Genomic DNA, 21,093 nt, shown 5'->3' with positions numbered 1-21,093 from the left:
AAAAACACGATTTCTTATTTGGGAAAAACGAAAGAAGGAGTCGTAAAACAATGCAAAATATGGAAACTCGTTACACTCACAGTCCATTAGATATCCGTAGCTATTCAACAGAAGAATTGCGTCGGGAATTTTTGGTGGAGAAAGTTTTTGTTCCTGGTGAAATTAGTCTGACTTATACTCACAACGATCGCATGATCTTTGGTGTGGACTACTTCTTGGAACGCCGTGAATTGGGTGTAATCAACATTGGTGGCCCTGGTTTCATCGAAATCGATGGCGAAAAAGAACCAATGAAAAAACAAGACGGTTACTATATCGGGAAAGAAACCAAACATGTTGTATTCTCATCTGAAGATATTGCGAACCCTGCTAAATTCTACATTAGCTCTGTTCCGGCTCACAAAAAATATCCAAACGTGAAGATTTCCATCGACCAAGTAAAACCGATGGAAACTGGCGAAGGCGTTACTTTGAATGAACGGAAAATTTACCAATACATTCATCCAAATGTTTGCGAAAGCTGCCAATTGCAAATGGGTTACACCATTTTGGAACCGGGCTCTGCTTGGAACACCATGCCGTGTCATACTCACGAACGTCGCATGGAAGCATACGTTTACTTCGGCTATGCAACACCAGACACTCGCGTCTTCCACATGATGGGCAAACCAGATGAAACCAAACACTTGGTAGTAGACGAAGGACAAGCAGTCATCTCTCCAAGCTGGTCAATCCACTCTGGTATTGGTACTTCTAACTACTCCTTCATCTGGGCAATGTGTGGGGAAAACATCACTTATACAGATATGGACATGGTTCCAATGGACGAATTAAAATAATCAAAAGAAAAGAGGAAAAAAATATGGACTTTTCAATGGATATGTTCCGTTTAGACGGAAAAGTTACTTTGATTACTGGTGCATCTTACGGGATCGGTTTTGAAATCGCAAAATCATTAGCAGCAGCAGGTGCAACTATCGTCTTCAACGATATTAAACAAGAATTCGTCGACAAAGGTTTGACGAACTACAAAGAAGCCGGCATCGAAGCACACGGTTACATGGCTGATGTTACCGACGAAAAAGCAATTGAAGAATTAGTTGCAACAATCGAAAAAGAAGTGGGCGTAATCGACATTTTGGTCAACAACGCAGGAATCATCAAACGGATTCCAATGCTTGACATGTCTGCTGAAGACTTCCGTCAAGTAATCGACGTTGACTTGAACGCACCATTCATCGTATCAAAAGCTGTTTTACCAGGCATGATCAAAAAAGGTCATGGGAAAATCATCAACATCTGTTCTATGATGAGTGAACTTGGCCGGGAAACCGTTGCTGGGTACGCCGCAGCTAAGGGCGGTTTGAAAATGTTGACGAAGAATATCTGTTCTGAATTCGGGGAAGCAAACATCCAATGTAATGGGATTGGACCTGGCTACATTGCCACTCCACAAACTGCACCATTGCGGGAATTACAAGCAGACGGCTCTCGTCATCCATTCGACCAATTTATCGTATCTAAAACTCCTGCTGGCCGTTGGGGCGAACCCGTTGACTTGGCTGGTCCAGCTGTTTTCCTAGCTTCTGATGCTTCTGATTTCGTTAACGGACACATCTTGTACGTTGATGGCGGTATCTTGGCTTATATCGGTAAACAACCTTAAATCACTGGTATTTTGTCAATAGTCTTACTTTGATTAGATCTCAAAAAAGGAAATGTTTCGGCATTTCCTTTTTTTGTGTTATGAAGTGATTTCAAGGAGCTTTTGTTGAATTCAGGGCTCTTTGTCAAATGGGATGGAAAATCTAAAAAATAAGCCTCTTTAAATAAATCTAGGTATTCAGGATGTACCATACTTGAGTGTCTTTTTTCGACACGAATTTGGCACACTACTTGCTTGTATTATAGAGCAGACATATAAGCATAGGCCAAAATTGCAAAGTTCAGAACATTTGGTGTGGTTTTTATTTTTTTAGTAGGGTCTATTCACTTATGTTAGCTAAATAACGAAATGGAGGTAAGTGGTTTTGTTTAAGGAAGAGGACAAACAGTGGGCAACAAAGATTCTCGGGAAAATTGATGGGAAACTTACAGTTGAGGCGAATCGTTTAGGAGGTAAAATCCCTTATATTCCGGATGAGAAAACTAAAAAATATGATGAAGATATGGTAAAAAAGGATCCAGTGTGGTGGTGTAATGGTTTTTGGTCTGGAATGATGTGGCAAATGTATCATGCTACCGAAAATGAATTATATAAAAAGACAGCAGAAATGAATGAAGAAGCTCTAGATAAGGCTTTTGAAATTTATACTGGTTTGCATCATGATGTTGGATTTATGTGGTTGCATACGGCAGTGGCGAATTTCCGATTAACCGAAAATGAACGTTCTAAGGCTCGTGGGTTACATGCTGCTCATTTATTAGCTGGTCGATACAATCCTCGAGGAAAATTTATTCGTTCATGGAATCGAGATCGGGCTGGGTGGGTAATTATTGATTCAATGATGAATATCCCACTGCTCTATTGGGCGAAGAAAACGATTGGCGATCCTCGGTTCAGATTTATCGCTGAGGATCATGCTGATAAAGTCATGAATAATATTGTTCGCAACGATGGTTCTGTAGCTCATATTGGTATTTTTGACCCAATCAATGGAGAATTATTAGAGACTCCAGCAGGGCAAGGATATGCAGATGGTTCATCTTGGTCAAGAGGCCAGGCATGGGCAATTTATGGGTTTGCATTAAGCTTTTATCACACAAAAAAAGAAGAATACTTAGATACGGCAAAAAGGGTAGCTCATTATTTTATTTCTGAAGTTTCAAAAACAAATTGGATTCCTGTGGTAGATTTCAGATCACCAAAAGACCCGCTAATTTTTGATACATCAGCGGGAGTATGCGCAGCCTGTGGATTTCTTGAGATTTCAAAACATGTACCTGAATTGGAAAAGGGACTTTATGTTGAAGCGGCGATAAATATTCTAAAAGCAACGGAAGAAAATTACGGAATTTGGGATAATGAACAGGATGGACTTATTGGTGGTGCGACTGCTGCATACCATTCTGATTATTGGCGCGAAGTTCCAATTATCTATTCTGATTACTTTTTTGTTGAAGGTATCTTACGTGTTTTGGAACAAGATATCTTTATTTGGTAGCAACATATTATACCAATTTATTGCTATTTAAGAAAATGATTTATTAGAAACAAAATTGCTCTAAAACGGTACACTTAAGGAAAGTGTAAAGTTTCCATTTCAGAAGGGATGAAGAATATTATGATAGTTCAGGCTTTATCGGTGGCGGCAGCTACTTACGTTATCAAGTTCTTTGGTATGAGTTTTGCAAATCTACAGTTGCGCCCAATACTTATTGGGCCAATTATTGGTTTAATTTTAGGAGATTTCACACAAGGAATTATTATTGGTACTTCATTAGGAGCGGTTTTTTTAGGGGGATTTGGAGTGGGAGGGAGTCTACCTTCAGATACCGATATGGGTGCTATTGTGGGAACTTCTTTTGCAATCTTGGCAGGAAACGATGTGAAATCTGCTGTTGCGCTTGCAGTTCCAGTAGGATTACTATCTATCTTTGTTTATAATCTTATCAAAATTGTTTGGCATAACGCTGTTGTGGCAATTGCGGATAACGCTGTTGCACAACATAACGACAAAAGGTATGAACACATTCATTACGCGGCAATTATATTCTTTGGTATACCATATGCCATTATTTCATTCACCACTATAATGATTGGCGTAGAGCCGATAAGTCAGTTAATGAATAGTTTGCCTGAAGTAGTTAACAACTTCCTTTCAATCGCATCGAAACTACTACCTGCTATGGGATTTGGAATGCTTTTAAAATCATTATGGGACAAAGACTTAGTTCCCTATTTTTTTTCAGGATTTGCGTTGGCTGCTTATTTTGGGCTAGATACGATGGGAATTGCTCTAGTAGGAACAATTTTAGCCGTGTTATATGGGTACAATTTTTTGCAAAAGCAAACACAAGACAAAAAAATTGCAGAAGCAACTACTTCTTCTAGAACATATTTAGTGGAAGCTGAAGATCCAGATGATGATTTCTTTAATTAGGAAAGGAGAATTTTATAATGGGACTTATATCGAACCTAAAAATTAGTCAGGATGAAAAAAAATTACTAAAGAAGGTTTATTGGCGTTCATTAACGCAGTCAGCAGAAATGAATTTTATCAAAATGCAAGGAATTGGGTACGGATTTGCTTCAATACCTATGCTTCGCTCATTTTATAAAGATGATAATGATGAATACTATGCAGCTTTAAGTAGAAGTTCGACCTTTTTTAATACTTATCCTGGATTTGTACCATTTATTTTAGGTGTTACTTTATCTATGGAAAAAGAAAACTCTATCGAACCAATACCTAATATGGATGAAACTATCAATGGTATCAAGGTTGGCTTAATGGGCCCATTAGCCGGTTTAGGCGATTCCTTTTTTATGGAGACACTAAGAGTTATTGTAACAGGTATTGCTCTTTCGTTAGCAAGTCAAGGAAACTTTCTAGGACCATTATTATTTTTCTTGTTGTTCCATATTCCTTTTTTTGCTGTCAGATATTATGGTACTTTTATTGGCTATTCGTTAGGTGCGAATTATATCAAAACTGCAACAGAAAGCGGCTTAATTAATGCTATCACTAAGGGGGCAACGTTACTTGGACTAGTGATGGTCGGAGCAATGACTTTTTTGAATGTGCCATTTATTTTGGACTTTAAAACTTCTATTTCAGGTCAAGAGTTTGTTTTACAAGACATATTAGACAAAATTTTAAAAGGACTGTTGCCATTATCCTTAGTACTGGCATCAACCTTTCTGTTAAGAAAAGGTAAGTCTCCTAATTTTGTAATGGTACTGATTATAGTATTATCAGCTATTTTAGCTGTTTTAGGAGTGATGAAATAGTGAAAAATAAAAATGGTGATATTTGGCTAGATGATCAGGGAAAGAAAATTCAGGCACATGGTGGTATGATTCTGAAACATGAGAATATGTATTACTGGTATGGTGAAAATAAAGAAGGCCCTAACGTGAAATCTGCTACGGATGGACGAAAAGTAGATTTTATAGGGATTTCCTGTTACTCTTCATCAAATTTGAGGGATTGGCACTATGAAGGATTAGTTCTAGAAGCCTCAAATGATCCTTCGAATCCATTATACAGAGATAAAGTTGTTGAACGTCCAAAGGTAGTCTATTCAAAATGGACCAAAGAATTTGTACTTTGGTTCCATTATGATCATGATGACTATTGGATTGCCGCCAGCGGCGTAGCAACTTCTAAAACACCTACAGGCTCCTTCGAATTAAATAAGATTTTCAAACCAAATAGAAAAGACAGTCGAGATTTTACAATTTTTGAAGACGAAGATAAATTTTATTTGGTACACAGTTCAGATTTTAATAAGACAATGTATATTTCTGAATTGACGGATGATTTAACTGATGTTACAGGGCTGTATACGAAAATATTAGTTGATCAAGAACGCGAGGCTCCGGCTGTTTTCAAGAAGAATGGAATGTACTTTATGGTCACCTCTGGAACAACAGGATGGGAGCCAAATGCGGCATTGTACTCTCGATCTAATCATTTGTTTACTCCACATAAACTAATTGACAATCCTTGTGAAGGACAAGATTATCGATATACTTTTCATGGACAGTTTAATTACGCTTTTGAAGTTAAAGGTAACGTATATATTATGATTGACCATTGGAAACCAGATAATCTGCGTGATTCAGGATATAGTATTTTGCCAGTTGAAATAATAGGTAAGAAAAAACGTGATTTAAGAATCAAATGGACAGAGGAGCCATTTGGAGGAGAGTTAGTTTAACTCTTTGTCGATTAAATAATATGAAAGTAAATTGCGATGCCCGACGAAAAAATAGAGTCGGGTATCGTTTTGTATTTTGATTTTAAAAATAGATCTATTTCATTACTCATCACAGCCAACTCATATTTAAAAGAATCTTTTTTTCAGGGTTAATCCTACAATCGCAATTGGATTGCTTTCTTTTCCAATGTAAAAACGCAAAAAAATATAATAAAAGCAAAGTTTTGTAATTAAGCGCTTTCATTTTTGCCGTATTATTAGTAATAGAAGGGGGAGAGATTATGAAGGATACTAGAATGATTTCTTTAAATGAAGTGAGGGAAGGAAAAAAACACAAACAAAGTCGTTTTAAACATCTGCAAAGTTATGCTTATTTAGCACCAATTTTGGTAGTTTCTGGTGTGTTCATCTATTACTGTATTGGTTTTACTGCATATGCTAGTTTTACAGATTGGGATGGAATTAGTGAAGTAATGAATTTTGTGGGATTGAAGAATTATATCGAGTTGTTCAAATCACCACGTTTTTGGCTGTCTATTAAGAACAATCTTATTTTTATGGTTGCCACAGTCGTAATCCAGGCAGCATTAGGTATGATTATTGCAGTTATTCTAAAAGAGAAATTGAGAGGAAGTAATGGATTTAAGGCGTTATTTTTCTTGCCAATCTCAATGGCACCAGTAATTATTGCTGCAATTTTTCGAATTATTTTGGATCCGAATGTCGGTAGTTTAAATCAAGGATTAAATAAAATTGGCTTAGGCTTTCTGGCACAGACTTGGTTAGGAGATCCCAAATGGGCGCTAATCTCAATTATCGCCGTTAATATTTTTCAGTGGATGGGCTTTTCGATGATTACTTATTATGCAGGATTGATGTCAATTCCAGATGAAGTTTATGAAGCTGCCGATATGGACGGTGCTAGTTTCTGGCAAAAATTTTTCCGAGTGACGGTTCCAATGTTAAAAGGGACAACTACTGTATTATTTGTTCTTGGAATTGTTGGCTCACTTAAAACGTTTGATATTGTCATGCTGCTGACTAGAGGTGGCCCTGGATATTCAACAGAATTTTTAAATACTTATCTTTATAAAACAGGGATTGAGCAATTTAATGGTGGGCTCTCAGCCGCTATTGGCGTGATGGTGTTAGTTATTGCATTTGTACTTTCAATAATCCAGTTGAAAGTCAGCAAGAAAGATTATTAGGTGATAGACATGAAGACGATGAAAAAAAGCACAAAATTAGTAATGTATTTGGTTTTACTTGTATTTGCTGCAATTTGGATTTTTCCAATTTTTGTAGCAGTTCAAAAGTCGGTTCAAGTAAATGGTTTTGAAAGTTATCTCTCTGTTTTAAATCATCCTAAGGTAAACTACTTCCGAGTAATTTTCAACAGTTTCTTGATTTCTGTGATAACTTCAGCCTGTGTCATTATGGTAACGACGCTGGGAGGATACGCGTTTTCAAAAATGCAGTTCAAGGGTAGAAATATTCTGTACTTACTACTTTTAGCATGTTTAGCAGTTCCTGTTTCTTCAGTAACAATGCCAATTTTTTATACTATTAAGAATTTGAATGCGCTTAATTCTTATGCAGGGGTTATCATTCCATTAATTGCGTTTAATGCACCAATGATGTTGATGATGGTTCGCAACTATTACGATGATATTCCAGACTCTCTTCTAGAAGCTGCAACTATTGATGGAGCAAATTCACTACAGATTTATTTCAAAATAATGCTTCCTTTGAGCTTTCCGATATTGGCTAATATCGGGACATTAACTTTTGTGTATAGTTGGAACGATTATTTAACACCATTACTGATTCTTCGTGATGAGGCAAAATATACTGTAACTCTAGCCGCAACTTATTTTATGGAAACTCGAAGTCAAACGCCAGAAATGGTTGCACAACTATATGCAGCGTTAATTCTGATGACTATTCCTTCTGTTGTTGTTTACCTCTTTAGTCAAAGATATTTACAAAGTGGAACGACTGCCGGAAGTGTAAAATAATTTTAATAAGAAATTTAGGTGAAAAAAATGTGTAGTCAGATTTCAGATTCGACAAAAAGAAAATATACTAATCCGTTAAATTATGTGGATAGTAGTAGTCTTCCGACAAACCCAGATCCTTTCGTTTTAAAATTTTGTGGAAAATATTATTGTTACTCTACAGATGAGTTTGGAGTAAAAGTCAGTGTTTCGAATGATTTGATTGATTGGCATTTCTTGGGGTTTGCCATGCAAGAAGATGGCAGAAAAAATTACTGGGCTCCAGGTGTAGACTATTGGGACGGACAATTTGTGATGTATTATTCGTCTGTTCCGATTGACTCACAAGATCCTCATGATGGTTTTTTACGAGTGGCTACTAGTAAGAACCCAGAAGGTCCTTTCGTTTTAAGAAAAGTTTTATTTGACAAATTCACAATTGATGCAGAAATTGTCGCTAATGAAGAAGGGGAACGTTTCCTATTTTACTCGGCAAATGATATTACAGGAACTACAGCTGATAATACAGGCACAAGTATTCTTGTAGATAAATTGTTGAAATTCGATGAACTGGAAGGGAACCCTCAACCGGTTCTAGTTCCTACAATTGAGGAAGAAGTTTTTGAAGAAAATCGTTTTGGTGATGGACGTGATTGGTATACGATTGAGGGAGCATCTTTTACTAAGCATCACGGACTTACGTATTTGCTTTACTCGGCAAATGCATATGTGAGAGAAAATTATTATATTGCCTATGCTGTGGGTAAAGATCACTCGGAAATTAATCAGATGAATTTTGAAAAATATCCTAATGATTTCACATATTATCCGTTGATGAAAAAAAATGAGAGTGTTGAAGGAACTGGACATAATTCAATTACACTGGCTCCAAACAATGTTGATCAATGGGTAGTCTATCATGGACGAGACAGTGAAGAAATCTTGGATTTTGAAAAGGAACAGCGTGTGATGCGAATGGATTCCTTGTTCTTTTTCGGTGAGAAACTAAAAATCAATGGTCCCACGCATCTTGAACAAAACGCGCCTTTTCTACCTACAGTACAAAACTATTTTAATAAGAATAATGAAACCTGGAAACGGTATGAAGAAAATGGTATTGGATTTAACATAACTACCTACAAATCACCATACTATATTTACGAGTTGGATTTATCTTTGGAAAATAAAAATACGGGTTGCCGTGGTGGGGCAGTCATTGGCTGGCTCGATGAATTAAATTATTCATTAGTATTATTAGACTCTGGTAGTAATAAGGTGTTGATTGAGCAAGTAGTCAATGGTCTGTCGACAATTATCCAGTCATCCCCAGTTAATTCTTTGAAGTTTGATCGAGTCTATCATTTAAAAATTACGAGAATTTTTAATCATTTTGAAATCATAATTGATAAACAAAGAATTGGAAAATTCTCATTAGATGTCGCAGGAGAATGCCTTGGGGTGTGTCAGAAATTCTCAACAATTGACTTCAAATACCTTGCTGTTACAGAGACAGTCGACCTTTGGGGAGAAGAATTTCGGTATTTCGGTAATTTTTTGGAACAGAGGAGATAGCATCAATTACGAACGAAAATCAAATTGTGAATTATAAGAAGGTACCACTTTGTCTAAATGGTGAAATAAGAAAAGGAAATCGTTATAAATTTGATTTTGGATTACCAAATTCTGATAGCTTGTTCCAGATTGATTTTATTGATTCTGATTTGAAAATTACCTATACAAAATCGAAGCTCATTGTTTCAAAAGATCAGGAACATTTGGTGGAAGTGAGTCTTGATGAGGGGATGACGAGTGCTGTATATTTGGATGTTTTTGACGACTATATGGTACTTAATCATTCTGCAGGACATACAATTCTTCCCATCTTAGAAGATACAAATGAGATTTCCTTAAACCTAGTTAAAGCCTTTCTTAAAGGGTATCAACAAACAAAAATTTTTTCATAGGAGGAGTATCATGAAAACAATCAAAAAATTATTGGTAAGTTCCATTGCGTTACTAACTGTAGCAATGGGATTAGCGGGGTGTGGTAGTAACAAAGATGATGAAAAAAGTAAAGCAGAAGACGGAAAAAAGAAAGTTACATTTTGGACTTGGACACCGACTGAATCACAATTTAAACAATTAAAAAAATCTTTCGATGAGAAATATCCTGATATTGAAATTGATTGGTGGCGGACGGCTGAATTATCCGATTACCAGAAAAAATTACAAGTTGCACTGGCTGGGGGAGAAGGACCTGATGTGTTTGGTGTGCAAGTGGGAAGTATGCTAGAACAGTATTCTCGATTTGCTCAACCAATGGACGAGCTTGCAGATAAGTATATGGATGGTTGGAAAGATAAAATCGCTGAAAATGTTTTGAACCAAACAACCACAAGTGATGGTACTCTAGCTGCGATGCCGGTACTGACTACTAGTATGGAGTATTATCTGTATAATAAGACGTTGTTAGAAGAAAATGGAATTACTAAATTACCTGAGACTTATGAAGAGTTAATTTCGGTTTCTAAGCAGTTACAAGATAAAGGTCTTGTTTCAATGGCAATGGGCGCGAAGGACATTTGGCATGATGTAGATTTCTTTGTTTATTTAGCTAACCAATTTGCCCCAGGAAAAATTTATGAAGCTCAAGAAGGTAAAGCTAAGTTCACCGATGAATCATTTGTGAAAACAATGGAAGCTTGGAAATCCATGTTTGATGATAAAGTCTTTCAAGATGGTGCCCTAGGAACGGGAACGTATCCAGATGCTCGAGATAACTACTTTTATGCTCGTAAATCGGCTTTCTTCCCTACAGGATCATGGCATGTTTCTGTCGTAATTCCTAATGATGAAACTAAAGGAACTGCGGTTGAAAATGATGAGTTAGGAATGGCTTCATTCCCACAGGTTGGACCTGAAAAGGCACTAGCTACTAATGGTGTAGATTTTGCAATGTGTGTGAATAAGACCTCTAAGAATACTGAAGCTGCAATGAAGTTCGTAGATTTCATGACTTTAGGTGATGGACAACAAATTTGGGTGAATACATTACAAGGTACACCGGTAAATAGCGAGATTAAAATTGAGCTGCCATCCGATGCCTCAGAAACAGCTAAAGAAAGTGTTGCGAATATTGAACAAGAAAATAAAGATTCAAAATATGATCGCAAATTAAAATATGCTGAATTGGAAGAAGCATTGGGCGTTGCTATGCAAGATGTAATCTCTGGTAAAGATATCTCTACGGTGTTGAAAACTGTTGAGCAGACAAATGCCGGTATTGAACGCTAAATTTTGATGTGCAAAGGAGCTTAACCATGGACAAGCCATTGTGGAAAATATTAACGATATCTGGATCTATTATTATTCTAGAAGTATTTTGGTTAGTTATGGCTCCTTTGCTTATTACAATCCTTCCATGTACAATCACTGTGTGGAAGGAAGTAGAGGAATTACTCCTGAAAAAAGCTCCATTAAATATTCGTAGATTTCTCTCCACATTTAAGAATATCTTTTTGCCGGTTCTGCCATACTCGCTTTTAGTGATTATTGTGTTAATAAGCATTCCAATCGTTTTAAAATTCTATTCAAACTATGGATTTGTAGGATATCTTATACAAATATTAGTAATTGGAATTGTACTCTTGATTTTGTTGGTATTGCCAAGTTTCATACAAATGATGATTAAAAGAGAACGAAATCAATCAATAGGAATAGATACTGTTTTACGATTTTTTATCGAAAGTTTTCCTATAAGTATTCTATTGCTGTTATTGAATGGCGGCATAATCTTTGGAATTTTTCATTGGCTAATTGTTTTACTGCCGATTCTTCCACTGTTGTTAATATGTTTGAATGTAATGATTTTTAATTATTCAAAAAAGAAAAAAACGCTTGATTGATAGTGAGAGCAATGGTGGAAACTTTTTTTGGAAAATCTCTTTATCGTGTTTAACGCGATGAAGAGATTTTTACTAGATTTATAGCTTTTTTACGGAGAGATTGTGGATGAATCGACTAACGAGTTATAATATTTACGAGGAAGATTAATTTTGGAGGAAGAAAATGAGAAAACTCTATTTTATGATGTCAGCGTTAGTTCTTTCTTCATTTGTAATTTCACTATCACTATTTTACTATCAGTCCCGACAAATGATTAATGAAAATATGGATGAAAAAGCTAGTACAATCACAAAAAATTTTCAAACTTTTTTCGATAATACAATTGAGACAATTGATTATTCTAATTATGTAATATCTACTAATCATGATCCAATCATAGATAATTTGAATCATTCTCCACAAACAGTTGAGGAACAATTATCCATGGATCGAAAACTGTCTGCTTATTTGACACCTATGTATTCCTATCAAAAATATATTCGAGGAATTGGAGTATACGGTTTTGGAGGGAAAAATAGATACACAATTGGGATTAGTAGGGATAGTTACTTTACAAAATTTTATCAGCCAGAAGAATATAATCGAATGAAACTATTAGAACCACTTGAAGAATCTGGTAATATTCTTATCCCACTAATTCGTCCAATTTTGAATAACGACGATTATATTGGAAATTCGGTCATACTCTTAGATTTTTCAATGTTAATAAGAGATGGACTTGAAAATTTACCTGAGAATACGAGGTATACTTTTACGATAAAAGATAAAGAAATCTACTCTACTGTGAAAAGTGAAAATTTAGCTAAAGGTTATTATGAACAAAGTCTAATTTCTGCAGATGGAACAATTAAAGCGAATTTCTATTATCCATCAACAAAATTAGTAGAGAATAGTAGTCGTCGATTAGCTTTAATCAGTTTGATTTACTTTGTAATATTTCTTAGTTTGATTACAGCTTTTCGTTGGTTGAGTAAAAGAAGTCTCCGAAATTTTAGTGCATTACAGAATGCAATGAAGCAAGTGACGCATAATAATTTAGATGTAAGTGTGGCCATTGATTCGGAAGATGACTTTGGCCAGATGGCAAAAACTTTCAACTCTATGACTGAAGAACTGAAAGAATTGATCCAACAGAACCTAGACAAAGAAATGGAGAAAAAAGAGGTTCAATATCAATTATTACAGGCACAAATTAATCCTCATTTTATTTCAAATGCTCTAAACACCATTACATGGATGGCAGAGATGCAGGGAACTGAGAACATTGCCGAGTTGTCCAATGCCTTGACTATTACCATTAATTCAATGATTCGAGGAAACCTTTCTGAAATTTCAGTAGTTCGAGAAATTGAGTATGTTCAGGCTTACGTAGAAGTTGAGAAATTTCTTCATGGGGATGAATTTGAGGTTAGTTATGACATTCAAGATAATACGAAAAATCTTATGATTCCGAGATTCATCCTTCAACCAATTGTAGAGAATGCGATTATTCATAATTTACAAGTAAATAATTCCTATATTGATTCAGTAAATATAGATATTTCATCTGAAATAGTTGATGGAAGGCTGAGAGTTACAATTGTTGATGATGGAAAGGGAATGCCTGAGTCAACAATTTCTCAAATTATAAATCAGGAGAATGAAAAAAAAGAGGGATTAAATCATTTGGGAATTCATAATGTTCAAAATAGAATCCAACTTTTGTATGGAGATACCTATGGATTAAAATTTGAAAGTGTCATTGGTGAATATACCAGAGTAGAAGTAACCTTACCTATTATATGAAGGCAATGAGCAGGGGGCGGCAGTATGATTTATGTGGGAATAGTGGATGACGAGGTTTCCGCAAGAGAAAAATTGAAAAATTTACTCGAAGATATTGGATATGTGGAAATAGTATTCAATGTGTCATCACCAAGTGAGGCATTAAATAAACTAGATCAGGTATTTGTGGATGTCTTGTTTGTTGATATGAATATGCCAGAAATGGATGGTCCCATCTTTATTGCTAGAGTCCAGCAGCACAATGAAGTAAAAAAATTTATCTCGGTAAGTGGATATGAAGATTTTGAATATGCGAAACGTTGCATCGAACTTGGGGTTCACAAGTATATTTTAAAACATGAACTTACGTTGGAATTGTTAGAGAGCCTTTTGAAGGATCTAAATTTTGGAGAGATTAAAAAAAATGAAATAGATCGAACAAGTATCAAACGCGAGATTTTTAATCACAAAGATTTGGCTGAACGCGATTATCAGAATTTGATTCAAGTTATTAATCCCGTGTTAGTGAATACTAATTTAGTTGCAATTGTTTTCAACCTAGATTTTCCAAAGGGAATTTATTCTGATCAAAAGATTCTTGAGAGGAATATCAGTGGATTCAAAGAAATTATCGGCCAAATAATCGCAAGTCGTTATCCATATATTGAGTATTTCTACAAGGAAAACAGAAGATATGTTTTATTGTTGTCGTTTGAAAAAAATAAAGAATACTCCGTTATAGATAGTCAAGTTCACTCAATAATTATGAAAGTGAGTAAATCTGCAAAACGATTGTTATCGACAGAAGTTAGGGGATACAGTAGCGACATAGTCCATCATTATGAGGATGTTTTCAAATTTATCCTTGATGATAAACGCTTTGAAGAATGGAGGTTTTATCTTAATGATAGCCCAAATAATCGAAGAGATGTTTACGATAAAGAATTTGATTTAAGTGTATTTAATGAAAAAATAATTCGTATACACGAATATCTTGCGTTAGGTCAGCTTGAAATTGGAATGGCAGATTTGGAAAAAACGCTTGCTTCATTAGGCGAACAGAGGTTGTCAAAAGCACGACTTTACGAGGTAATTCGAAATATTATCGAACAATATAATGTGTTGTTAAAAATACTTGATTTAGATTTGCCACAATTAAAAATGTCAAAACAAGATTTTTTGAAAGAAGATAGTTTTTATAGAGTCAAAGAAGCGCTCGTAAACCACTACGAAGTTATTGTAAACTGTTTGGATGAAGTTTCCTTCAGTGATGCCATGATTCAAGCTGCTGTCAAGTATATTTTGGATCATCTGGCTGAGCCAATTTCATTAGAGGACTGCGCGAATACTCTTTATGTAAATTATACCCATCTCAGTAGAACATTTAAAAGAGTGACTGGCTCTTCATTTAAGCAATATGTGAACCATTCAAAAATGATTCGTGCTCAAATTCTACTTGGATTCCAAGATATTAGCATTAGACAAGTGGCTGAAAGTGTAGGAATAAACGGGTATCCTTATTTTTTCAAAATGTTTAAAGATTATACAGATATTTCACCGAAAGAATTTAGAACTAAACTTCTCGGAGAAATGTATAAACAAGAATACTCGACTTATGAAAAAGAACAAATAAAAATAATCCAAAATAAGGGAGAAATGACGAAATGAATCTAAGCAATCGACCAACAAATTTTCATATGAAAAATGATAGTTTAAAAAATGGCAGTTTGATTTTATCTTGGAATCCACCACAAAATCAATCTTTTCTTACGGGAGTTGTCATTCAGAAAAATGGTCTTGATTTTTTAGAAGTTGAGAAAGAGGTGACAGAGATAAAAATTGAGGGGCTAAAAAGAGGATTAGAGTATCTTTTTCAAGTTTTTCCGATTTATGGTAATGTTCTAGCACGAAATGCCGCTTCTACCTGTTTATCAATAACAATAAAGTGAAAAATGAAGTATTTACTTGTATTAAAGAGTATACGATATTCATTTTTGTTTATGGTACATATTTACTTTTACTATGATAACGATAATAAAAAATACATGCTGGAACGAAATTATAGTATTTAGTAGTGTGCCTTGGTGACAACTTCTTATTAGTTTTTTACTATTTAAAAATAGACAAGTATTTAGTTAGAAGTGGGTGGCTGTCATAATTTGGGAATTTTGGTATTGTTTGCTTATAGGTTTTTTGGTAAATTTTTATAAACAAGTTTGATTAGGTGGAATATATGAACATTCAAAAAAAAATTTTAGATTGGGCTCGAGGGAACGAAAAGGATACCTTTACAGCACTTGAATTGAGTAGTGTACTGGAAATAAGTCGCAATGCAACTAGTCATCATTTGAATCGTCTAGTAGATGAAGGAGTATTACAAAAAACTGCCACTCGCCCAACATTATTTTTCCTTTCTAAAGAACCTAGTGACCCTTTCGGCAGAGTTGTTGGCAGTCGCGGATCTCTCGCTACAATCATTAGTAAATGCCAGGCAGCTGTAAACTACCCGAAAGGATTGCCAATTTTATTACACGGTAATAGTGGAACGGGAAAGAGCTTTTTAGCAAAGGAAATATATGAATATGCTAAAAAAGTTGGAGTTATAGAGCAAAAGGCTCCTTTTATTGTATTAAACTGTGCAGACTATGCTAATAATCCTGAATTACTATCATCTGCCCTTTTTGGTCATATAAAGGGAGCTTACACTGGAGCAGATAAGGAAAGAAATGGGCTATTGAAGGAATCTAAAGGAGGGTTTATATTTTTAGATGAGGTTCATAACTTAACACCTGAAAATCAAGAAAAATTATTTCTTTTTATTGATTCTGGTAAGTTTCGTCAATTGGGTGATAATGAAAGTTGGCAGACGAGTGACGCCCGACTAATTATGGCGACTACCGAGAATATCAGTACTACCTTCCAGTCTACATTTATCCGCCGAGTTCCATTCATAATTGATTTGCCTGATTTTTCAAAGCGTCCTCATCAAGAAAGACATCAATTAATTGATACATTTTTTCTTGAGGAATGTAGAAAAACTGATAAGGAAATTCTAGTAAATAAGAAAGTGATTCAGCACCTGATTACGGAAAATAGTGATGGAAACGTTGGTCAAATAAAAAATGATATTAAGGTTATGGTTGCCGAGAGCATCAACAAGTCAGAGAAAAAAATTATAATTCCTAAAGATTCGAATTTAGATCAAATCATTTATTATTCAAAAAATATGGATTTTTCGGCCTCATCAAAGGTCATTGATGAATCTGAAATTGCTAAGTTTAACCATATAAAGTGTTACCAAGATCTTTGCAATGAAATTGAGCGAATTTTATTTTTGATTAAGCATACTATCTTGAATAATCACGGTAGTTTTGCCACTTTTATTAGTGAAATGGAACGGACTTTTCTCGAATCACCATATACTGTTATTCAGAAGATTTGCCAAAAATATGGTTTATTCCTTTCAGACGGTGATCAACAAGACTTGTTGTTACTGGTTCTTTTTCTATATCAATATGGAATTGTTTTCCCGTTTTCCTTCCAATTACAACAGACTGAGAAAATTAAAAGCTTTAAAGAACACTCGTTGGCTGAAAAAATCGTTAAGAGTGTGATGTTTTCAAAAGAAAATAATCAACAACAATTAATGATAGCAGCTTTTCTCCATGAAAAAATGCAGATACAAGACCAAATACCTGCCATTGTGGTCATGCATGGTGAAAACAATGCCACAAGTATTGCTTATACCGTCAATCAATTACTAAGTGCCTATATTTATGATGGCTTTGATATGCCATTGGATGTAAATAATGAAGAGCTTATTCAAGAAATCATCGATTATATTAAGAAAGTTGATACGAATAAAGGAATTGTCGTTTTGGTAGACATGGGGTCGCTAGGAGATATGTATAGTGATATTGCTAATTATGTAGAAGGAGACCTTCTCCTTGTCAATAATGTATCTACCTCTTTAGCTTTAGACATCGGGCATAAATTGGCACAAAGAGAGCCAATGGAAACAATTCTGAAATTCGATGAATCTCGTTTTTCGGTGGAAAAGAAATATTTTGAAGGATTTAGTCAAAAACCAAATATTTTAATTAGTTGTATGAGTGGAGAAGGAATCGCTGTTAAGATTAAAGAAATTTTACAGAATTATGTTGACCCTAAAAATATCGAATTGCTGACGATGGACTATAGTAATATTAATCAACAAATCAAAAAGTCAGATCATCAAATATTTAGGAATACTATTGCTATTTTATCTACTCCAGGGTTCAAAGAGAATCAGTTGCCAGTAATTACGATTGAAGGGATAGTAAATGGGTCAGAAAACCTTAGTTTACTAAATGAGTATTTATCTGAGAGGTCGCAAAGGCAGTGTGAGAAGGATATTGTCAAGCTTTTCACTATCGAAGGAGCTGGGGCAAGATTGACCTTTTTGAATCCCGAAATGGTAATAAATGAGATATCGGAAGTCATTAAAGCTTATGAAGATTATTATCATATAGAGATTGCTAATTTTTTACGAATCAATCTTTTCTTGCACTTATCTACTATGATTGAGCGGATTCTTAAACAAGATGCTATCGAAGACTTTATCCCAGAAATAGTGGAACAGGATGAGGAATTTCCAGAATTCATCTCCTTCTCTAATGTAGTTTTTTCAAAAATCCGAAAGAAATATAATATTCAGATTCCTCAATATGAATATGGATTAGTGTTTCAGTTGATTAAAGAGTTAGCGGATAACGAATAGAAAGCGACACAAAAAAATAGTGTCTGGGATTTTCCAGACACTATTTTTTTTATGTAAAGTAAGGTATATCAAGCTAATGTACAATTTTTTTGAATTGGCACGATTCTTGCTTAATATAATTATAGAAGCAAGAATTAACATGTAAACAAAGAGGAGAAAGCAGATGACAAATATTATTATTACTTCCCATGGCAATTATGCTGAAGGGATTAAAGACACCTTAACTTATTTTTCGGGAGATTTGAGTAATGTTTATACAGTATGTTTAGCAGATAAAAGTGTTTATGATTTTCAATCAGAATGCCAGAGGCTTCTGACAAATTGTGAAGGAGAGATTGTTGTCTTGACTGACCTTTACCAGGGAACACCATTCAAAACATTTCTAACCTTATTATTAGGAAGGAAAGATGCTTTTATTATCTCAAATGTTGGCTTTAGCCAAAGTTTGACCGCTATTTTGTCTAAAGAACGAGATCTAAAGACAGTTGTTGCTGAAGTTACAAAAGCAAGCAATATTGAACTTACAGATGTATCCAATATTCATGTGGAAATATCTGATGAGGATGAATAAAAGGAGGAATAGAAAATGGAATTATCGGCAATTCAAGTAACATTGGTAGTGATTTTTGGTTTTTTAATGAACTACGAACGTTGGATCACTACAATAGGTCTTTGGCAAGCTTTGATGTGTGGTATTATTACAGGCTTCATCGTGGGAGATGTTCAGACAGGACTATTTGTCGGAGGAACCTTGCAACTGATGACATTAGGAATCAGCAGTTTCGGAGGAGCTTCAGTACCTGATTATCCTGTAGCAGCAATCGTAGGTACCTATTTAGCTGTTGCAACTGGACAATCTGGTTCAGTTGGGGTAACAATTGGCATTCCTGTAGCCATTATTATGGTTCAATTAGATGTCCTAAATAAGACTGTTAATATCTTTTTCCAGCATCAAGCTGAAAAAGATGTTGCTGAAGGAAAGTTTGATAAAGTGGTGTTTTGGCAATGGGCAGGAAATATTTTAACAATGATTTCGACTGGAGTCCCAATTTTGTTGGCTGTCATTTTTGGTCAAGGACTAGTGAATAAGATATTTGAAGTAATTCCCGATTGGTTGCTTACTGGTCTGCAAGTTGCTGGTGGTATTTTACCAGCTGTCGGCTTAGGTTTATTATTAAAGACTATGCCTGTGAAGTCTCAATGGCCTGCCCTATTGGTTGGGTTTGTATTAACCGCTTACTTAAAAGTACCGGTGTTAGGGGTTGGCCTTTTAGCAGTTGCTTGGGCATATATTACCTATCAAAACCATAAAAAAATGCAAGTTTTGGAAGGGAAAATTACAAACGCTGGGCCTGTTTTGAGTCATATGACAAATGAAAGTGGGGTAATTGATGATGATGAATAATCCAACAAAAGTACCGGATAAAATTAAAAACAAGGCGTTATGGCGCTATGTCTTGGCAGGCGGTTGCGGGTCATTGAACTACGAAAAAATGCAGGGGCTATCTTATTGTTATTCCATGTACCCAGTTTTGAAATTTTTATATAAAGATGATCCAGAAGCTATGCAACTAGCAATGACAAAACATTTGGAATTTTTCAATACTAATTTAATGTTTACGCCGTTCATTATGGGGGTTGACATTGGAGTGGAAGAAGCCCAAGGTAAAGAATCGTTAGAAACAATTCCTTCATTAAAAACTGGTTTGATGGGGCCTTTAGCAGGTTTGGGGGATACTTTGCTACTATCTACACCAAGTGCCATTTTTGGTGGTATCGCGGCATCTATGGCTGTTAAGGGCAATATACTTGGAGCTGTGATATGGTTAGCGGTTATGTTGGCAATTAAGTCCTTGGTAATTCCATTTTTCAGAGCTGGATATAAATCTGGTGTTGCTCTGGTCAGCAATATTAAGGATCAGCTACAAGCTGTTACCGGATCAATATCAATTATAGGGTTAATGGTGGTAGGTTCCTTAGTATCCACGGTAATTAACGCACCAGTCAAAGCAACTTACCAGTCCGGTGATTTGGTAATGAAAGGTCAAGAAATCCTTGATACTATCATGCCGGGGATGATTCCAGCTTTATTGGTATTAATGGTATACTGGTTACTAGGACGAAAAAAAATGACTCCTGTACGCGTGATTTTAATTCTGATGATACTAGCGATTGTTTTATCCGCTGTTGGAATTTTAGGATAGAAGAAAAAATGAATTGAAGGAAGGATGTCAATAAATGAATGATGTAGTAGAAATTCGAGTTGATGACCGATTAATCCATGGTCAAGTAGCTGGTTTATGGACAAATGCTTTGAAGGCGACTCGTTTGATGGTGATTGACGATGCTGTTGCCGGAGACGAGACTCAAAAGCAGTTGTTGCGAATGGTCGCGCCTGCCTCAGTAAATACATCTATTATCACTGAAGACAAGGCCTTTGCTAATCTTCGTGATAACAAATATGCCGGTCAACGTGTTTTTATTCTTGTAAAATCACCAACGGTTTTAAAACGTCTAGTAGATCGTGGATTATCAATTAGTAGAATTAATTTAGGGAACCTTTCTGGTCGTGAAAATACAGATTCAATTCGTGCAGGGATTGCAGTTACTCCTGAAGAAAAACAAGCATTGATTGATCTTTTAGAGTGCAATGTCACAGTAACGGCAATTAAAACACCTAATGATCCTGAAAGCTTCGTGAAACTTGAAGAATTAAGATAATATATAGGTCGGCACTTTAAGGTGTCGACTTTTTAATGTGAATTGTTATTGGCAATAACT

At 35.3% G+C, this 21,093-nt stretch carries 20 protein-coding genes; all 20 read left to right on the top strand.

Annotated features, from left to right (window positions below; genetic code table 11):
* Positions 1-50: 50 nt before the first annotated feature.
* A complete protein-coding gene (gene kduI, locus FJU10_RS10905) occupies positions 51-839 on the top strand; it encodes a 5-dehydro-4-deoxy-D-glucuronate isomerase (protein ID WP_140965906.1) in 789 nt (262 codons plus the stop codon).
* Between the two features lie 23 nt (positions 840-862).
* Positions 863-1,666 (top strand): gluconate 5-dehydrogenase, encoded by an 804-nt coding sequence (locus FJU10_RS10900; protein ID WP_140965905.1) that lies wholly within the window; start codon positions 863-865, stop codon positions 1,664-1,666.
* A 364-nt stretch (positions 1,667-2,030) separates the two neighbouring features.
* Positions 2,031-3,164, top strand: a complete 1,134-nt coding sequence (locus FJU10_RS10895) for a glycoside hydrolase family 88 protein (RefSeq protein WP_140965904.1) — start codon at positions 2,031-2,033, stop codon at positions 3,162-3,164.
* 120 nt (positions 3,165-3,284) lie between these two features.
* Complete coding sequence (locus FJU10_RS10890) at positions 3,285-4,103, top strand: PTS sugar transporter subunit IIC (RefSeq protein WP_189372299.1); 819 nt, start codon at positions 3,285-3,287, stop codon at positions 4,101-4,103.
* Positions 4,104-4,120: 17 nt separating this feature from the next.
* Entirely contained in the window at positions 4,121-4,954 is an 834-nt protein-coding gene (locus FJU10_RS10885; protein WP_140965902.1) for a PTS system mannose/fructose/sorbose family transporter subunit IID, read from the top strand.
* Positions 4,954-5,886 carry a glycoside hydrolase family 43 protein gene (locus FJU10_RS10880; protein ID WP_223273025.1) on the top strand — a complete coding sequence of 311 codons (933 nt, stop codon included), beginning with the start codon at positions 4,954-4,956 and terminating at the stop codon, positions 5,884-5,886. Before FJU10_RS10885 ends, FJU10_RS10880 begins: the two co-directional genes overlap by 1 nt.
* A 281-nt stretch (positions 5,887-6,167) precedes the next feature.
* Entirely contained in the window at positions 6,168-7,094 is a 927-nt protein-coding gene (locus tag FJU10_RS10875; protein WP_140965901.1) for a carbohydrate ABC transporter permease, read from the top strand.
* A gap of 9 nt (positions 7,095-7,103) precedes the next feature.
* On the top strand, positions 7,104-7,904 hold the full coding sequence (locus tag FJU10_RS10870; RefSeq protein ID WP_140965900.1) for a carbohydrate ABC transporter permease: 801 nt from the start codon (positions 7,104-7,106) through the stop codon (positions 7,902-7,904).
* Between the two features lie 27 nt (positions 7,905-7,931).
* A complete protein-coding gene (locus FJU10_RS10865) occupies positions 7,932-9,455 on the top strand; it encodes a glycoside hydrolase family 43 protein (RefSeq protein WP_140965899.1) in 1,524 nt (507 codons plus the stop codon).
* A gap of 26 nt (positions 9,456-9,481) precedes the next feature.
* A complete protein-coding gene (locus FJU10_RS10860; RefSeq protein ID WP_140965898.1) occupies positions 9,482-9,847 on the top strand; it encodes a hypothetical protein in 366 nt (121 codons plus the stop codon).
* A gap of 10 nt (positions 9,848-9,857) precedes the next feature.
* Positions 9,858-11,177, top strand: a complete 1,320-nt coding sequence (locus FJU10_RS10855) for an ABC transporter substrate-binding protein (protein ID WP_140965897.1) — start codon at positions 9,858-9,860, stop codon at positions 11,175-11,177.
* A gap of 26 nt (positions 11,178-11,203) precedes the next feature.
* On the top strand, positions 11,204-11,788 hold the full coding sequence (locus FJU10_RS10850; protein WP_140965896.1) for a hypothetical protein: 585 nt from the start codon (positions 11,204-11,206) through the stop codon (positions 11,786-11,788).
* Between the two features lie 163 nt (positions 11,789-11,951).
* A complete protein-coding gene (locus FJU10_RS10845; RefSeq protein ID WP_140965895.1) occupies positions 11,952-13,574 on the top strand; it encodes a sensor histidine kinase in 1,623 nt (540 codons plus the stop codon).
* Between the two features lie 24 nt (positions 13,575-13,598).
* Complete coding sequence (locus tag FJU10_RS10840; protein WP_140965894.1) at positions 13,599-15,221, top strand: response regulator; 1,623 nt, start codon at positions 13,599-13,601, stop codon at positions 15,219-15,221.
* Complete coding sequence (locus FJU10_RS10835; RefSeq protein WP_140965893.1) at positions 15,218-15,502, top strand: fibronectin type III domain-containing protein; 285 nt, start codon at positions 15,218-15,220, stop codon at positions 15,500-15,502. The genes FJU10_RS10840 and FJU10_RS10835 overlap by 4 nt, the downstream gene beginning before the upstream one ends.
* Positions 15,503-15,786: 284 nt before the next feature.
* On the top strand, positions 15,787-18,312 hold the full coding sequence (locus FJU10_RS10830; RefSeq protein WP_140965892.1) for a sigma 54-interacting transcriptional regulator: 2,526 nt from the start codon (positions 15,787-15,789) through the stop codon (positions 18,310-18,312).
* 163 nt (positions 18,313-18,475) lie between these two features.
* A complete protein-coding gene (locus FJU10_RS10825) occupies positions 18,476-18,883 on the top strand; it encodes a PTS sugar transporter subunit IIA (protein ID WP_140965891.1) in 408 nt (135 codons plus the stop codon).
* 15 nt (positions 18,884-18,898) lie between these two features.
* Entirely contained in the window at positions 18,899-19,717 is an 819-nt protein-coding gene (locus tag FJU10_RS10820; protein ID WP_140965890.1) for a PTS mannose/fructose/sorbose/N-acetylgalactosamine transporter subunit IIC, read from the top strand.
* The gene (locus tag FJU10_RS10815; RefSeq protein ID WP_223273024.1) at positions 19,707-20,516 is read left to right on the top strand and encodes a PTS system mannose/fructose/sorbose family transporter subunit IID; all 810 of its coding nucleotides are present in this window, start codon (positions 19,707-19,709) and stop codon (positions 20,514-20,516) included. Before FJU10_RS10820 ends, FJU10_RS10815 begins: the two co-directional genes overlap by 11 nt.
* A 34-nt stretch (positions 20,517-20,550) precedes the next feature.
* Entirely contained in the window at positions 20,551-21,033 is a 483-nt protein-coding gene (locus tag FJU10_RS10810) for a PTS system mannose/fructose/N-acetylgalactosamine-transporter subunit IIB (protein ID WP_140965888.1), read from the top strand.
* Positions 21,034-21,093: the final 60 nt, after the last annotated feature.

It is taken from the genome of Enterococcus sp. OL5 (assembly GCF_006491895.1).
GTDB classification, from domain to species: Bacteria; Bacillota; Bacilli; order Lactobacillales; family Enterococcaceae; genus Enterococcus_D; species Enterococcus_D innesii.
Note: the sequence above shows the minus strand (reverse complement) of the source record. Positions and strands in the feature narration are given on the sequence as shown.

What these genes read in the sequence shown, in the direction of transcription:
- FJU10_RS10850 (WP_140965896.1), top strand. Translation starts at nt 11,204, where the DNA reads ATGGACAAGCCATTGTGGAAAATATTAACGATATCTGGATCTATTATT.
- FJU10_RS10875 (WP_140965901.1), top strand. Translation starts at nt 6,168, where the DNA reads ATGAAGGATACTAGAATGATTTCTTTAAATGAAGTGAGGGAAGGAAAA.
- FJU10_RS10810 (WP_140965888.1), top strand. Translation starts at nt 20,551, where the DNA reads ATGAATGATGTAGTAGAAATTCGAGTTGATGACCGATTAATCCATGGT.
- FJU10_RS10865 (WP_140965899.1), top strand. Translation starts at nt 7,932, where the DNA reads ATGTGTAGTCAGATTTCAGATTCGACAAAAAGAAAATATACTAATCCG.
- FJU10_RS10900 (WP_140965905.1), top strand. Translation starts at nt 863, where the DNA reads ATGGACTTTTCAATGGATATGTTCCGTTTAGACGGAAAAGTTACTTTG.
- FJU10_RS10840 (WP_140965894.1), top strand. Translation starts at nt 13,599, where the DNA reads ATGATTTATGTGGGAATAGTGGATGACGAGGTTTCCGCAAGAGAAAAA.
- FJU10_RS10835 (WP_140965893.1), top strand. Translation starts at nt 15,218, where the DNA reads ATGAATCTAAGCAATCGACCAACAAATTTTCATATGAAAAATGATAGT.
- FJU10_RS10830 (WP_140965892.1), top strand. Translation starts at nt 15,787, where the DNA reads ATGAACATTCAAAAAAAAATTTTAGATTGGGCTCGAGGGAACGAAAAG.
- FJU10_RS10855 (WP_140965897.1), top strand. Translation starts at nt 9,858, where the DNA reads ATGAAAACAATCAAAAAATTATTGGTAAGTTCCATTGCGTTACTAACT.
- FJU10_RS10845 (WP_140965895.1), top strand. Translation starts at nt 11,952, where the DNA reads ATGAGAAAACTCTATTTTATGATGTCAGCGTTAGTTCTTTCTTCATTT.
- FJU10_RS10870 (WP_140965900.1), top strand. Translation starts at nt 7,104, where the DNA reads ATGAAGACGATGAAAAAAAGCACAAAATTAGTAATGTATTTGGTTTTA.
- FJU10_RS10820 (WP_140965890.1), top strand. Translation starts at nt 18,899, where the DNA reads ATGGAATTATCGGCAATTCAAGTAACATTGGTAGTGATTTTTGGTTTT.
- FJU10_RS10825 (WP_140965891.1), top strand. Translation starts at nt 18,476, where the DNA reads ATGACAAATATTATTATTACTTCCCATGGCAATTATGCTGAAGGGATT.
- FJU10_RS10885 (WP_140965902.1), top strand. Translation starts at nt 4,121, where the DNA reads ATGGGACTTATATCGAACCTAAAAATTAGTCAGGATGAAAAAAAATTA.
- kduI (WP_140965906.1), top strand. Translation starts at nt 51, where the DNA reads ATGCAAAATATGGAAACTCGTTACACTCACAGTCCATTAGATATCCGT.
- FJU10_RS10890 (WP_189372299.1), top strand. Translation starts at nt 3,285, where the DNA reads ATGATAGTTCAGGCTTTATCGGTGGCGGCAGCTACTTACGTTATCAAG.
- FJU10_RS10815 (WP_223273024.1), top strand. Translation starts at nt 19,707, where the DNA reads ATGATGAATAATCCAACAAAAGTACCGGATAAAATTAAAAACAAGGCG.